Origin of the sequence: Pseudomonas oryziphila (assembly GCF_003940825.1) — a bacterium.
In the GTDB taxonomy this organism is placed as follows: domain Bacteria; phylum Pseudomonadota; class Gammaproteobacteria; order Pseudomonadales; family Pseudomonadaceae; genus Aquipseudomonas; species Aquipseudomonas sichuanensis.
Genome location: NZ_CP034338.1, coordinates 1,751,708 through 1,765,818, shown reverse-complemented (window position 1 = coordinate 1,765,818; position 14,111 = coordinate 1,751,708). Strand labels below are relative to the sequence as shown.

General features: G+C 64.1%; 11 protein-coding genes and 4 tRNA genes. All 15 read right to left on the bottom strand.

Features of this window, described 5'->3' with window-relative positions; translation table 11 throughout:
- Nucleotides 1–28: 28 nt before the first annotated feature.
- The 15 genes from EJA05_RS08405 to EJA05_RS08330 all read right to left on the bottom strand — a co-directional run bounded on the left by EJA05_RS08405 (nucleotide 29) and on the right by EJA05_RS08330 (nucleotide 13,857).
- A tRNA-Asp gene (locus EJA05_RS08405) sits at nucleotides 29–105 on the bottom strand.
- Nucleotides 106–247: 142 nt separating this feature from the next.
- Nucleotides 248–324, bottom strand: a tRNA-Asp gene (locus tag EJA05_RS08400).
- 100 nt (nucleotides 325–424) lie between these two features.
- Nucleotides 425–501, bottom strand: a tRNA-Asp gene (locus EJA05_RS08395).
- 80 nt (nucleotides 502–581) lie between these two features.
- Nucleotides 582–657, bottom strand: a tRNA-Val gene (locus tag EJA05_RS08390).
- Nucleotides 658–890: 233 nt separating this feature from the next.
- A complete protein-coding gene (locus EJA05_RS08385) occupies nucleotides 891–1,664 on the bottom strand; it encodes an SDR family oxidoreductase (RefSeq protein ID WP_125857920.1) in 774 nt (257 codons plus the stop codon).
- The gene (locus EJA05_RS08380) at nucleotides 1,661–2,872 is read right to left on the bottom strand and encodes an O-succinylhomoserine sulfhydrylase (protein WP_125857919.1); all 1,212 of its coding nucleotides are present in this window, start codon (nucleotides 2,870–2,872) and stop codon (nucleotides 1,661–1,663) included. Before EJA05_RS08380 ends, EJA05_RS08385 begins: the two co-directional genes overlap by 4 nt.
- 16 nt (nucleotides 2,873–2,888) lie before the next feature.
- A complete protein-coding gene (gene purF, locus EJA05_RS08375) occupies nucleotides 2,889–4,394 on the bottom strand; it encodes an amidophosphoribosyltransferase (protein ID WP_110995844.1) in 1,506 nt (501 codons plus the stop codon).
- Between the two features lie 42 nt (nucleotides 4,395–4,436).
- Nucleotides 4,437–4,991, bottom strand: a complete 555-nt coding sequence (locus tag EJA05_RS08370) for a CvpA family protein (RefSeq protein ID WP_125463266.1) — start codon at nucleotides 4,989–4,991, stop codon at nucleotides 4,437–4,439.
- Between the two features lie 329 nt (nucleotides 4,992–5,320).
- The gene (locus tag EJA05_RS08360) at nucleotides 5,321–6,007 is read right to left on the bottom strand and encodes an SPOR domain-containing protein (protein WP_125463264.1); all 687 of its coding nucleotides are present in this window, start codon (nucleotides 6,005–6,007) and stop codon (nucleotides 5,321–5,323) included.
- Complete coding sequence (gene folC, locus EJA05_RS08355; RefSeq protein WP_125857918.1) at nucleotides 5,991–7,298, bottom strand: bifunctional tetrahydrofolate synthase/dihydrofolate synthase; 1,308 nt, start codon at nucleotides 7,296–7,298, stop codon at nucleotides 5,991–5,993. Before folC ends, EJA05_RS08360 begins: the two co-directional genes overlap by 17 nt.
- On the bottom strand, nucleotides 7,298–8,191 hold the full coding sequence (gene accD / locus EJA05_RS08350) for an acetyl-CoA carboxylase, carboxyltransferase subunit beta (RefSeq protein ID WP_125857917.1): 894 nt from the start codon (nucleotides 8,189–8,191) through the stop codon (nucleotides 7,298–7,300). Before accD ends, folC begins: the two co-directional genes overlap by 1 nt.
- 229 nt (nucleotides 8,192–8,420) lie before the next feature.
- The gene (locus EJA05_RS08345; RefSeq protein ID WP_125857916.1) at nucleotides 8,421–9,041 is read right to left on the bottom strand and encodes a phosphoribosylanthranilate isomerase; all 621 of its coding nucleotides are present in this window, start codon (nucleotides 9,039–9,041) and stop codon (nucleotides 8,421–8,423) included.
- A gap of 60 nt (nucleotides 9,042–9,101) precedes the next feature.
- Complete coding sequence (gene truA, locus EJA05_RS08340) at nucleotides 9,102–9,956, bottom strand: tRNA pseudouridine(38-40) synthase TruA (protein ID WP_125463260.1); 855 nt, start codon at nucleotides 9,954–9,956, stop codon at nucleotides 9,102–9,104.
- A 181-nt stretch (nucleotides 9,957–10,137) separates the two neighbouring features.
- Nucleotides 10,138–12,780 carry a FimV/HubP family polar landmark protein gene (locus tag EJA05_RS08335; RefSeq protein ID WP_125857915.1) on the bottom strand — a complete coding sequence of 881 codons (2,643 nt, stop codon included), beginning with the start codon at nucleotides 12,778–12,780 and terminating at the stop codon, nucleotides 10,138–10,140.
- A gap of 72 nt (nucleotides 12,781–12,852) precedes the next feature.
- A complete protein-coding gene (locus EJA05_RS08330) occupies nucleotides 12,853–13,857 on the bottom strand; it encodes an aspartate-semialdehyde dehydrogenase (protein WP_125857914.1) in 1,005 nt (334 codons plus the stop codon).
- Nucleotides 13,858–14,111: the final 254 nt, after the last annotated feature.

Here is a 14,111-nt window from a genome sequence, read left to right as displayed (position 1 = left end):
AGCTGTTCAAGGGGCTCAGAACTGAAGATGGCGCAGCGGACGGGACTCGAACCCGCGACCCCCGGCGTGACAGGCCGGTATTCTAACCGACTGAACTACCGCTGCGTATCGCTCGGGCTTGCACCCGATTGAAACTGGGATCCAGGCTTTCAAGCGTCTTGGACGCGAAAGCCAGGCACAAAAAAAGCGATGCGAGATCGCCTTTTTTGTTTTGCTTCGAACTGTTCAAGGAGTTCAAAACACAAGATGGCGCAGCGGACGGGACTCGAACCCGCGACCCCCGGCGTGACAGGCCGGTATTCTAACCGACTGAACTACCGCTGCGTATCGTACAGGTTTGCACCTGATTGAAACTGGGATCAGCCTCAGGCATATTTGCCTTCGACTTCAGACCGGTGCCAGGCACCCATCTGATACTGAAAAATGGCGCGGCGGACGGGACTCGAACCCGCGACCCCCGGCGTGACAGGCCGGTATTCTAACCGACTGAACTACCGCCGCGCAGTGTGGACTTGCGTCCTGTTCCTCTCTGACTTTCAGCTTCGTTAGAAGCATCCTGTACCAGAAACATTCTCAGGAAGTGGTGGGTGATGACGGGATCGAACCGCCGACCCTCTGCTTGTAAGGCAGATGCTCTCCCGGCTGAGCTAATCACCCCCGCGATGTTGCTTGTTGCGTTTGCTTCGCTGAGGCCGCGAAATTTACGCAGGTACCAATGCTAAGTCAATAGCCCCATTGAATTTTTTTTAAAAAAGATCAAAAAGCAGCTGCTAGCTTGAAGCTGCAAGCGGCAAGAAAAAAGCACGTCGTCTGCACACCCTTTTGAAACCCTGAAACAACGAAAGGACCTCGCGGTCCCTTCTTGCAGCTTGAAGCTAATAGCTTGTCGCTCAGGTGTAGATCATCTTGCGGGTCATGCCGCCATCGACCACGAATTCCTGGCCGGTGACGAACCCCGCCTGGCGCGACAGCAACCATGCCACCAAGGCCGCCACGTCCTCCACCGTCCCTACCCTGCCCGCCGGGTGCTGGGCATGGTCGGCCTCAGTCAAGGGCTCGGCTCGACGCTGCGACGGGTCACGGGCATCGATCCAGCCGGGGCTGACGGCATTGACGCGGATTTCCGGCCCCAGGCTCATCGCCAGGGCGTGGGTCAGCGCCATCAGCCCGCCTTTACTTGCCGCGTAGGCTTCCGTATCCGGCTCGGACTGCCGGGCACGGGTAGAGGTCAGGTTGACGATGGCACCGCCATGGGCGCGCAGGTACGGTGCGCAATGCTTGGCCAGCAGCATCGGACCATTGAGGTTGACCGCCAGCACACGATTCCACTGGCTGAGCGACAGGCTTTCCAGCGTCTGGTTGTGCGGATTGGCGATGGCCGCATTGCTCACCAGCGCATCCAGCCGGCCGAACTGCCCGAGCACTTCGGACACCCCGGCACTGACCTGGGCTTCGTCTGCAACATCCATGCTGACGAACCAGGCATTGTCGCCCAGCGCCTTGGCCACCCGGGCGCCACGCTGGCGGTCCAGGTCACTGAGGACGACTTGCCAACCTTCGCAGATCAGCCAGGCGGCGATGCCCAGGCCGATGCCGCGCGCGGCACCGGTAACCAGGGCCACCCGGCCGTTATGGCCAGGCTCGCCACCCTTCCAGTCGATCACAGCGCCGCCAGACCGCGGGCAAGATCGGCTTGCAGGTCAGCCACATCTTCCAGGCCGACGGCGACGCGGATCAGGCTGTCACGGATGCCCGCCGCTTCACGCTCCTGCGCCGACAAGCGGCCGTGGGAGGTGGTGGCCGGGTGGGCGATGGTGGTCTTGCTGTCGCCCAGGTTGGTGGTGATCGAGATCACCCGAGTAGCATCGATGAAGCGCCAGGCGCCCTCTTTGCCACCCTTGACCTCGAAGCTGACCACCGCGCCGAAACCGCTCATCTGGCGCTTGGCCAGCTCATGCTGCGGATGGCTAGGCAGCCCGGCGTAGTGCACCTTCTCCACACCGTCCTGCTGCTCGAGCCACTCGGCCAGGCGCTGGGCGCTCTCGCAATGGGCGCGCATGCGCAGCTTGAGCGTCTCCAGGCCCTTGGTGAAGATCCAGGCATTGAACGGGCTGAGGGTCGGCCCGGCGGTGCGCAGGAAGCCCACCACTTCTTTCATCTGTTCGCTGCGCCCGGCAACCACGCCGCCCATGCAACGGCCCTGGCCGTCGATGAACTTGGTGGCCGAATGGAACACGATGTCGGCGCCAAGCTTGAGCGGCTGCTGCAAGGCCGGGGTGCTGAAGCAGTTGTCCACCACCAGCATGGCACCACGGGCATGGGCGATCTCGGCCAGCGCGGTGATGTCCACCAGCTCGGCCAGCGGGTTGGACGGCGACTCGACGATCAGCAGCTTGGTGTTGGCCTTGATGGCCTGCTCCCAACCGCTCAGATCGACCAGCGGCACATAGTCCACCTGCACGCCGAAGCGCTTGAAGTACTTTTCGAACAGGCTGATGGTCGAGCCGAACACGCTCTGCGACACCAGCACGTGGTCGCCGGCACTGCACAGCGACATCACCACGGCCAGGATCGCCGCCATGCCGGTGGAAGTACCCACGGCCTGCTCGGCACCTTCCATTGCCGCCAGGCGCTCTTCGAAGGCGCGCACGGACGGGTTGGTGTAGCGCGAATAAACGTTGCCCGGCGTCTCGCCGGCGAAACGCGCGGCGGCGTCGGCGGCCGTGCGGAAGACATAGCTGGAGGTCAGGAACAGCGCTTCGCTGTGCTCGCCCTCCGGTGTGCGGTGCTGACCGGCGCGAACCGCCAGGGTGTCGAAACCGACACCCTCAAGGTCACTGTCCAGTCGCCCGGCATCCCATTGATCCGTCATGCCGTCGCTCCCAAAGTCAGTTGTTGTACAGGTCGATGATCGCGCTGACTGCCTGGGTCTTCACCTTGGCCAGGTCGTTACGGGCCTGCTCGATGCGCTCGAGGTAGGCGTCGTCGATGTCGCCGGTGACGTACTCACCGTTGAACACCGCGCAATCGAAGTGCTCGATCTTGATCTTGCCGCCACCGACCGATTCGATCAGGTCCGGCAGGTCCTGGTAAATCAGCCAGTCGGCGCCGATCAACTCGGCCACCTGTTCGGTGGTACGGTTGTGGGCGATCAGTTCGTGAGCGCTCGGCATGTCGATGCCGTAGACGTTGGGGTAGCGCACCGCAGGTGCCGCGGAGCAGAAGTAGACGTTCTTGGCGCCGGCTTCGCGAGCCATCTGGATGATCTGCTTGCAGGTGGTGCCGCGCACGATCGAGTCGTCCACCAGCATCACGTTCTTGCCGCGGAATTCCAGCTCGATGGCGTTGAGCTTCTGGCGCACCGATTTCTTGCGCGCAGCCTGGCCGGGCATGATGAAGGTACGGCCGATGTAGCGGTTCTTGACGAAGCCTTCGCGGAACTTCACGCCCAGGTGGTTGGCCAGCTCCAGCGCGGCGGTGCGGCTGGTGTCCGGGATCGGGATGACCACGTCGATGTCATGGTCCGGGCGCTCGCGCTGGATCTTCTCGGCCAGTTTCTCGCCCATGCGCAGGCGCGCCTTGTACACCGAGACGCCGTCGATGATCGAGTCAGGGCGGGCCAGGTAGACGTGCTCGAAGATGCATGGCTGCAGCTTGGGGTTGTTCGCGCACTGCTGGGTGAACAGTTGGCCTTCTTCGGTGATGTACACCGCTTCGCCTGGCGCCAGGTCACGGATCAGGGTGAAGCCGAGCACGTCGAGCGCGACGCTTTCCGAGGCGATCATGTATTCGACGCCTTCGTCGGTGTGACGCTGGCCGAACACCACCGGACGGATGCCGTTGGGGTCACGGAAACCGACGATGCCGTAGCCGGTGATCATCGCCACCACCGCGTAACCGCCGACGCAGCGGCTGTGCACGTGGGACACCGCGGCGAACACGTCTTCCTGGGTAGGCTGCAGCTTGCCGCGCACCGCCAGCTCATGGGCGAACACGTTCAGCAGCACTTCGGAGTCGGAGTTGGTGTTGACGTGACGCAGGTCGGACTCGTAGATCTCCTTGGCCAGCTGCTCGACGTTGGTCAGGTTGCCGTTGTGCGCCAGGGTGATGCCGTACGGCGAGTTGACATAGAACGGCTGGGCCTCGGCCGAGGTGGAGCTGCCGGCGGTCGGGTAACGCACATGACCGATACCGATGCTGCCGACCAGGCGCTGCATGTGGCGCTGCTGGAAGACGTCGCGCACCAGGCCATTATCCTTGCGCAGGAACAACCGGCCGTCATGGCTGGTCACGATACCGGCAGCGTCCTGGCCGCGGTGCTGGAGGACCGTAAGCGCGTCATACAGCGCCTGATTGACGTTCGACTTACCGACGATACCGACGATGCCACACATGCGACGCAACCCCTACTTTGATGAAACTTGAGTGAATAGCGCTCAGGGCTTTGCAGGCCCGAGCAGCTGTTCCTTGAACGGAAGGTCAACGGGTGCGCTGACCCCACTGGACATCCACTGGCCGGTGAACCCGAGAATCAGGTTTTTCGACCAGTCGGCTACCAATAGAAATTGTGGTATCAGGCGTGATTCCTGCCACCACGGATCCTGTTGTACCGGCCCCAGGCTGAGCAGCCCGACAGCCACCACCACCAGCAAGGCCCCACGCGCGGCGCCGAAGGCCGTGCCGAGGAAGCGATCGGTGCCGGACAACCCGGTCACGCGAATCAGCTCGCCGATGAGGAAGTTGAGCATTGCCCCCACCAGCAAGGTGGCGACGAAAAGAATGGCGCAGCCGGCGATGGTGCGCATCGAGGGCGTCTGGATGTAGCTTTCGAGATAGACCGAGAGCGAGCCACCGAACATCCAGGCCAGCGCCCCGGCGACAATCCAGATGACCAGAGACAGAGCTTCCTTGACGAAGCCGCGCTTAAGACTGATCAGTGAGGAAACGGCGATGATCGCGATGATCGCCCAATCAACCCAGGTAAATGCCACGGTGCTGCCTGCCGACGTTTGAGGCGGCGCATTTTACCAGAGCGGAGGGCTTGGGGTAAGCGGAATGTCAGGTGTTTGAAGGGCTGCAGGCTGACTCCAGGGACAGCTTTGCGCCTTGCCGTTCGGAGCGTAGCGCCTGCCGAGCCAGCCACACAATCAACTTGCACGCCCTTTGTAGGAGCGGCCTTGTGCCGCGAAAGGGCTGCGCAGCAGCCCCGGCGATTTTTGTTGCGTAGCTGAAAACTGGGGCCGCTTCGCGCCCCTTTCGCGACACAAGGCCGCTCCTACAATGCACTCACAAGCCCTTCAGGGCTTGCCCCGCGATGGTTTCAGCCGCGCTCCGGCTGGAAGCGCACCAGAATCCCCTTGAGATTCTGCTGGCGATTGATCACGTCACGCACGCGCTCGGCCTCGGCGCGCTCGATCAACGGCCCCACATACACCCTGTTCATACCACCGGCCGAACGGATGTAGGCGTTGTAGCCCTGGCTACGCAGGGTGTTCTGCAGCTTTTCGGCACCGGCGCGGTTGGACAGGCTGGCCAGCTGGATCGACCAGCTCACCGGCAGGCCGTTGACGTCGATCTTGCCTGGCGTGGCCGGCTTGCTCGCCGCCGCCGTGACTGCCGGGGCAGGTGCCGGCGCAGGCGCAGGCGCTGGACGGGTTTCAACCTTTGGCGTCGGCACCGGCGTCTGCGGCTTGGGCGCAACAGCTACCTGGGCCTGAGGCGCTGGCGCGATAGGCTGGCTTGGCGTGGTCGCTGGCGCCGTCGATTCATCGATCACCACAGGCGCTGGATCAACCTGCTCCGGCAATGGTTGCGGCTCCGGCACCTGCACCGGCTCGACCTGCACCTGAGGCAGGCTCGGCATGGCTGGCGCCTGGGGCGCCTCGACGCGCACCTGACGCATCTCGTCCTCGCGGGTGAACAGCATCGGCAGGAAGATCACCGCCAGCGCCACCAGCACCAGCGCACCGACCATGCGCTGCTTCATCCCTTTATCCAGCACTGCCATCTACTCCATCCTCTGGGGCCTGCCGTTCAAGCCAGGCCAGCGCCTCGCCGACGCAGAAAAACGAACCGAACAGCAGGATCTGGTCATCCGCCGTCGCCTGGGCGCACTGCCCTTCGAGGGCAGCATCGACGCTGGGGTGAGACTTCACTGTCGCACCGAGGTTCGTCAAGACCTTGGCCAGTTCCTCAGCCGGGCGGCTGCGCGGCGTATCCAGCGGCGCCACTGCCCAATGCCCGACCAATCCCTGCAAAGGCTCGATTACGCCCTGCAGATCCTTGTCGGCCAACAGACCGAAAACAGCCAGGCGCCGACCCTTCGGCGGGCGGGCCGCCAGGCGACGCGCCAAATACTCGGCCGCATGCGGGTTGTGGCCCACATCCAGCAGCAACTCAACGCGCTTGCCCTTGAATACCAGCGAGCGCCGATCCAGCCGACCGGTGATACGGGTGTCCAGCAGCGCCTGCTTAACCAGCGCCTCATCCCACGGCAGGCCCATCAGCGCAAAAGCCTGCAGGGCCAGCGCTGCGTTCTCCATGGGCAGGTCGAGCAACGGCAGGTCGCGCAACTCAAGCTGCGTTCCGTCGGCCTTGCTGCCGCGCCAATGCCAGTGGTCGTCGGTACTGGCCAGGTCGAAGTCGCGCCCGCGCAGGAACAACGGGCAAGCCAGCTCGCTCGCTTTGTCCAACAAGGGTTGCGGCGGATCCAGATCACCGCACAGGGCCGGCTTGCCCTGGCGGAAGATCCCGGCCTTCTCGAAGGCCACCAATTCGCGGGTGTTCCCCAGGTAGTCGACATGATCGACACCGATACTGGTGACCAGCGAAATGTCGGCATCCACCACATTGACCGTATCCAGCCGGCCGCCCAGGCCTACCTCGAGCACCACGGCATCCAGTTGCGACTGGCTGAACAGCCAGAACGCCGCCAGGGTACCCATCTCGAAATAGGTCAGCGAGGTATCGCCGCGCGCCGCCTCGACGGCGACAAAGGCTTCGCACAGCTGCTCATCGCTGGCTTCGACGCCATCGATGAGCACGCGCTCGTTGTAACGCAACAGGTGCGGTGAACTGTAAACCCCGACCTTGAGCCCCTGGGCGCGCAGCAGCGAGGCCACGAAAGCACAGGTGGAACCTTTGCCGTTGGTGCCGGTGACCGTCACCACGCGAGGCGCCAGCTTGCCCAACTGCAGGCGCGCCAGCACCCGCTGGGAACGCTCCAGGCCCATGTCGATGGCCGTAGGGTGCAACTGTTCGAGGTAGGCGAGCCACTCGCCCAGGTTGCGCTGGCTCATCACGCTACCGCAGCCGCCTCACGGGCTTCTGCCGGGGTTGCCTGGCCGGTCATCTGGGCCAACAGGCGCGCCAGGCGCGGACGCAACTGGTCACGGGAGATGATCAGGTCGATGGCGCCATGCTCCAGCAGGAACTCGCTGCGCTGGAAGCCTTCTGGCAGTTTCTCGCGCACGGTCTGCTCGATGACCCGCGGGCCGGCGAAACCGATCAGTGCCTTGGGCTCGCCGACGATCACGTCGCCGAGCATTGCCAGGCTGGCGGAAACACCGCCATAGACCGGGTCGGTCAGCACCGAAATGAACGGGATGCCTTCTTCACGCAGGCGCGCCAGCACCGCCGAGGTCTTGGCCATCTGCATCAGCGAGATCAGCGCTTCCTGCATGCGCGCACCACCGGAGGCGGAGAAGCACACCATCGGGCAACGGTTCTCCAGGGCGTAGTTGGCAGCGCGCACGAAGCGTTCGCCGACGATGGCACCCATCGAACCACCCATGAAGGAGAATTCGAAGGCGCTGACCACGATCGGCATGCCCATCAGGGTACCGCTCATGGAGATCAGTGCGTCTTTCTCGCCGGTCTGCTTCTGGGCAGCGGTCAGGCGGTCCTTGTACTTCTTGCCGTCACGGAACTTCAGGCGATCGACCGGTTCCAGGTCGGCACCCAGTTCGGCACGGCCGTCCTGGTCGAGGAAGATGTCGATGCGCGCACGTGCGCCGATGCGCATGTGGTGGTTGCACTTGGGGCAGACATCGAGGGTCTTTTCCAGCTCCGGACGGTAAAGCACGGCCTCGCAGGACGGGCACTTGTGCCACAGCCCTTCGGGCACCGAGCTCTTCTTCACCTCGGAACGCATGATCGAAGGGATCAGTTTGTCTACCAACCAGTTGCTCATGCTTTCTTTCTCCAGTAATGGCGGGCGGGAGGCATTGCCTGCCCCACCCTGCCCTTGAGCTCAAATTCTGCTTTGAAACGACGATGGGCCGGCCATGACTGCGCCATGTACCGCCCCACCTCCAATAATTACGCCGATGGCCTGAGCCGCTGCCTTGCAGGCGCGGCCTGGCAGCATCGGGCTGCGAAACCTATGGACGATGGCGCGCGGCCAGCCGTCACATCCACCATCACGCCTGGCGCACTGCCTGCATGAAGGCCTCGATCTTCACGGCATCCTTGATGCCCTTGACCTGCTCCACGCCGCCACTGACATCCACCGCGTACGGGCGCACCTGGCGGATGGCCTCGGCGACATTATCGGCCGACAGGCCGCCAGCCAGGATGATCGGTTTGCTCAGGTGTTGCGGTATCAAAGACCAGTCGAACGCTTCGCCGGTTCCCCCCGGGATGCCGGGCACATAAGCGTCCAGCAGGATGCCGCGGGCGCCGGCGTAGTGCTTGCAGGCCGCCTCGAGGTCATCGCCGGGCCGTACACGCAGGGCCTTGATCCAGGGGCGATGGTAACCCTCGCAATCAGCCGGGCTCTCATCGCCGTGGAACTGTAGCAGGTCCAGTTGAACGACTTCGAGGATCTCGTTCAGTTCGCAGCGCGAGGCATTGACGAACAGGCCTACGGTCGTCACGAAGGGCGGCAAGGCCTCGACGATCGCCCGGGCCTTGCGTACGTCCACGGCACGCGGGCTTTTTTCATAGAACACCAGGCCGATGGCATCGGCGCCGGCCTCGACAGCGGCGAGGGCGTCCTCGATGCGGGTAATCCCGCAGATCTTGCTGCGAACCTTGCTCATGGACAGCGAACCTTGAGTGATCGATGAAAGCGCCGATGGTAGCAAATGACCTTTGCTCCGTCAGTCCAGCAACGCCTCGAAACCGGTGAGAAAGTGTGGGCCGATGTAACGCTGCGGCAGCTCGTACTCGGGCGGGTACTCCACCTTCACCAGGTACAGCCCATAAGGGTGCGCGGTCACCCCCGCCGCGCGGCGATCACGCCCCTCGAGCACCTCGCGAGCCCATTCCACCGGGCGTTCGCCGGTACCGATGGCCATCAGCACGCCGGCGATGTTGCGCACCATGTGATGGAGGAAGGCGGTGGCACGCACATCGATCACGATCATCTGGCCATGGCGGGTAACGCGCAGGTGATGGATGTGCTTGACCGGCGACTTGGCCTGGCACTGGCTGGCGCGGAAGGCGCTGAAGTCATGGGTGCCGAGCAGGTACTGTGCGGCTTCGGCCATGCGCGTGACATCCAGCGGCCGATGGTTCCAGGTCACTTCCTCGGCAAGGTGGGCCGGACGGATCGGGTCGTTGTAGATGACATAGCGGTAGCGCCGCGCATTGGCTTTGAAGCGGGCATGGAAATCCGCAGGCATTGGCCTGGACCAGACCACGCTGATGTCGTGGGGCAGGTTGAAGTTGGTGCCCAGGGTCCAGGCGCGTTCATCGCGCACGGCCTGGGTATCGAAATGCACGATCTGCCCGCAGCCATGCACCCCGGCGTCGGTGCGCCCGGCACAGATCACGCTGATCGGTTCATTGGCCACCTTCGACAGCGCCTGCTCGAGCGCTTGCTGGACGCTGGGCACACCACTGGCCTGGCGCTGCCAGCCGCGGTAGCGCGAACCTTTGTATTCCACGCCCAGGGCGATACGGGTGAAGCCTTCGGCCGCTGATTCGGCGGCGGCGTTGTCGATGATGTCCAAGAACGTGAAACCTGATGATGAAACGAAAAGGCGGGCAGTATAGCGGCAAACCGCATGCTGGCCGAAACGATCGCGGGGCAAGTCGCATCGGCGCACCGCCGCTCCCACGCGCCCCTCATTACAGGGCTGTTGTGGGAGCGGCGGTGCGCCGATGCGACTTGCCCCGCGATCGATTCAGCGATCAGACCAGGCGCGAGAGCATCTCGTTGGCTTCCTGACGCTGGTTCTCATCGCCATCCTTGGCCACTTCGTCAAGGATGTCGCGAGCGCCGTCGTGGTCACCCATGTCGATGTAGGCACGCGCCAGATCCAGTTTGGTGGCCACTTCGTCGGTACCGGAGAAGAAATCGAAGTCCAGGTCATCCAGCGGCTCCGGCTCCTGGGCGGCGTCTTCGGCGGTGAAGCTTGGCGCATTGTCTGGCGCATCGAGGCTTTGCGACAGCTTGTCGAGCTCGGCGTTGACGTCGTCCAGTTCGGAAGCAAATTTCTGCGCCGCCGGCGAGTCGTCATCCAGCGACAGCGACAGGTCGAAGTCGTCCGGCAGCTCCAGCTCGGAAATCGGGTCGAACTCGGGCATGGCTTCGAAGGCCGCCAACTCGGCCGCCACATCCACCGCCGGCTCCTCGCTGCTGGCCAAGGCCTCTGGCTCACCCACATCAAGGTCGAAATCGGCCAGGTCATCGAGGGCCTGCGGCTGCTCCGGTGCCTGAGCCTGCGCCTGAGCCAACAGAGCTTCAAAATCATCGTCGGCATCGGTTTCGCTGACGGCAGGCGCAGCATCGGCCTGAGGTAGCGCGGCAGCCGACACCGCCTCTTCCAGTGAAGTCAGATCGAGAGGGTCTTCTTCCGGCAGGTCATCACCCAGGCTCAAGTCGAAGGCACTGTCCAGGTCGTCTTCAGCAACCGGGGCCGGTTCAGGCTCTGGCTCCGGGAAGGCCTCGGCAACGGCTTCGGGCTCCACTGCCGGCTCAGGCTCGGCTTCGACGGCAGCCGGCGCCGGGTCCTGCAACAGGTCCTGGACGTATTGTTCGTCCAGCTCGGCAGCCAGGGCTGCGGCACCAGCCGCCACCGCCGCGACGCCGAGCATGGCCGGGAAGCGCTCCTTGAGCGAGGCGACTTCGGCCTGGTTCTGCTCGCCCGGCGCCAGCTTGCGCTCCTGGCCAGCAAAGGCATCCTGGTCACCCTGACGGGCATACACTTCCATCAGTTTCAGGCGCAGGTCACTGCGCTGCGGCTCGGAAGCGACGGCGGCTTCCAGCAGGTCGGCGGCATGGTTCAGGCGACCACGGGCCAGGCTCTCATCTACCTCGGCGAACAGCGCGGCGCGCGGGTCCACTGCGGGCGCGGCAGGCGCTGGCGCAGGCGCAGGTATCTCGGCAGCCGTTGCCGCCGCCGCCGAGGCGGCGACCACCGCAGGCGACAGGGTGACGCTGGGCGCCGAGACGTCCAGGCCGTCGAAGCTGTCCGGCGGCAGGTCCAGGTCCGGGGCACGGTCGCCCTCTTCGGACAGGGCGCGAGCCATACGCAGGTGTTTTTCAGCTTCCTGCTGGGCTTTGCGCTTGCGCGCCAAAAGCAGCAGCAACAGTAACAGGGCGAGGAACGCCGAGCCGGCAATCAGCCCCAGCAGCAGCGGATTGCCCATCAGTTGATCGAGCGCGCCCTGCTCTTGGGCAGCAGGTGCTTCGCTGGTGGCCGGTGTGGTTGCCGGCGCGGTATCGACCGCAGCAGGTGCTGGCGCCACCACAGGTTCGGCGGGCGTCAACTGGGCGTTGAGGGCTGGCTGCGCGGGGGCAGGTTCGCCTGGCTGTGCCTGCGGTGCCGCACCTTGAGCTTCAAGGCGTGCCAGTTGGTCGTTCTTCAGTTCGATCAGCCGCTGCAGCTTGTCCAGCTGGCTCTGCAGATCGGCCATGCGGCTTTTGAGCTCGTCGTTGTCGCGACGGCTGGTGTCCAGGCTTTCCTGGGCCACGGCAAGCTTGTCGTTCAGTGCCTTGGCCTGGCCAGCGGCGCCTTTGCCGCCGGGGGCCACCAGGCGCAGGTTGTCGCCCTGGGCGATACGCGCCGGGGCCTCGCCGGCCTGGCCACGACGGGTGGCGTCCAACTGGCGGGCGCGCGGCCCCAGGCGTCGGCCTTCACGCCAGGCGGCGTACTGCTCGGCCACTTCACGGTTGGCTTCGCCCTGGGCAATGCTCTGTACCTGCTGCTGATCGGGCAGGCGCAGCACCTGCCCGGTCTTGAGCTGGTTGATGTTGTTGCCGATGAACGCATCCGGGTTCAACGCCTGGATCGCCAGCATGGTCTGCTGGACCGAGCCGCCCTGGGTATTGCGCGCAGCAATCTGCCACAGCGTGTCACGACGCTTGGTGGTGTAGCTGCCGGAGCTTTGCGCTGGGTTGATGTTGGCCTGGGAGGGCTGGCTGCCCTGGGCCTTGGCCTGATCGAGCAGCACGTTGTAGTCGCGCAGCAGACGCCCCTGCGGCCACATCACCTGGACCAGAAACTTGACCACCGGCTCCGGCAACGCCTTGCTGGAGGTGACGCGCAACACGCTGCGGCCATTGGGGTTGATCACGGGGGTGAAGGTCAGGTCTTCGAGGTAGGTCGGGTAAGCCACCCCGGCCTTGGCGAACTCCTCCGGCGACGCCAGGCTTGGCGCCATCTCGGTTGCGGTGAGGTCGCGCACGTCGAGCAGTTCGATCTCGGCATCCAGTGGCTGGTTCTGTGCCGACTTCAGGGTCAGCTCCCCCAACCCCAAGGCATTCGCCACGCCGGACGACAGCGCCGAGGCTGCCGCGATGGCCAGTACCAGTTTGCGAATTCGAAGCATGAACTCTTCCCTTGTAAGAACCGTCCCAAAAACCCTGTTGTGGTGCAGGACAAAATTGCTGGTCAGTATCTTTTACGCCATGTGTTTAATCAACAATTGCGCCACCTGCACGGCGTTGAGTGCCGCGCCTTTGCGCACATTGTCGGTGGTCAGCCAGAGGTTGAGCTGTTCATCCTCATCTATCCCGTGACGTACACGACCAACATAGACCACGTCCTGGCCCACTGCGTCACCTACCGGGGTCGGATAATCGCCTGGCTCTACCAGTTCGATGCTCTCGGCCGCCTCGAGTACGGTGTTCACAGCGCCCAGATCGACCGGGCGACGGCTCTGCACCGCCACACTGAAGCTATCGCCGAAAAACACCGGGACTTGAATGCAGGACACGGAAATCTTCAATTGAGGCAGGCCCAGCAGCTGGCGCAGCTCACTGACCAGGCGCCGCTCCACGGCGGTATGGCCCTGCTCGTCGGACGCACCGACCTGCGGTAGCAGGTTGAAGGCCACCTGGCGGTCGAAGAAGCGCGGCTCCAGCGGGCGGGCGTTGAGCAGCTCGGCGGTTTGCCGGGCCAGCTCGCTGACCGCCTCCCTGCCCTGGGCCGAAACGGCCAGGCAAGCGTTGACCTGAACGCGCTCGATGTCGAGCAAGCCCTTGAGGGGCGCCAGCGCCACGGCCAGTGCCACCGCGCCTGCGCAGGGGCTGGTGATGAGGGCTGGCTGCGGCAGGTCGGCGATGCGCTCGGCGTTGGCTTCCGGCACCAGCGCCACGGCCCCGTCCAGCACGCCGGACAGGTCGATCACGGTGCAGCCGGCTTGCTGTGCTTTGGGTGCGAAGCTACGGCTGACGGCGGGGCTGGCGGCGAAGAACACCAGTTTCACTTGCTTGAAGTCGAAGCTGTCCACTTCACGGACTTTGAGCTTCTTGCCGGCGAACATGACGCTGCTGCCCGCCGATTCCATGCTGGCCAGCAGGTGCAGGGTGGCCACCGGGAAGGACAGTTCCTCGAGGATCTGCACGAGGGTTTCACCGACTGCGCCGGTGGCGCCTACTACGGCGATATCTACAGGGGTGGTCATGGCTGGGGTTCCTTCTGTGTTCAGCGGGTACGGCGGGGAGCGGCACTTTACTTGGATTGTGGGGTGGGAGATAGGTTTGGCTTCGGCTTCTGCTTTCAGAGTGTGGGTTTTGATAGATGTATGCGCATTCGTTGGCGATGGCGACGCTTAGTCACCTTTCCGCCCTTACGGCGGCCTACTTTGGTCTTGGCCAAAGTAGGCAAAGCCGCCTGCTCCCATCATACGGCCCCTGCGCTGCGCTCCGGGGTCCCCTC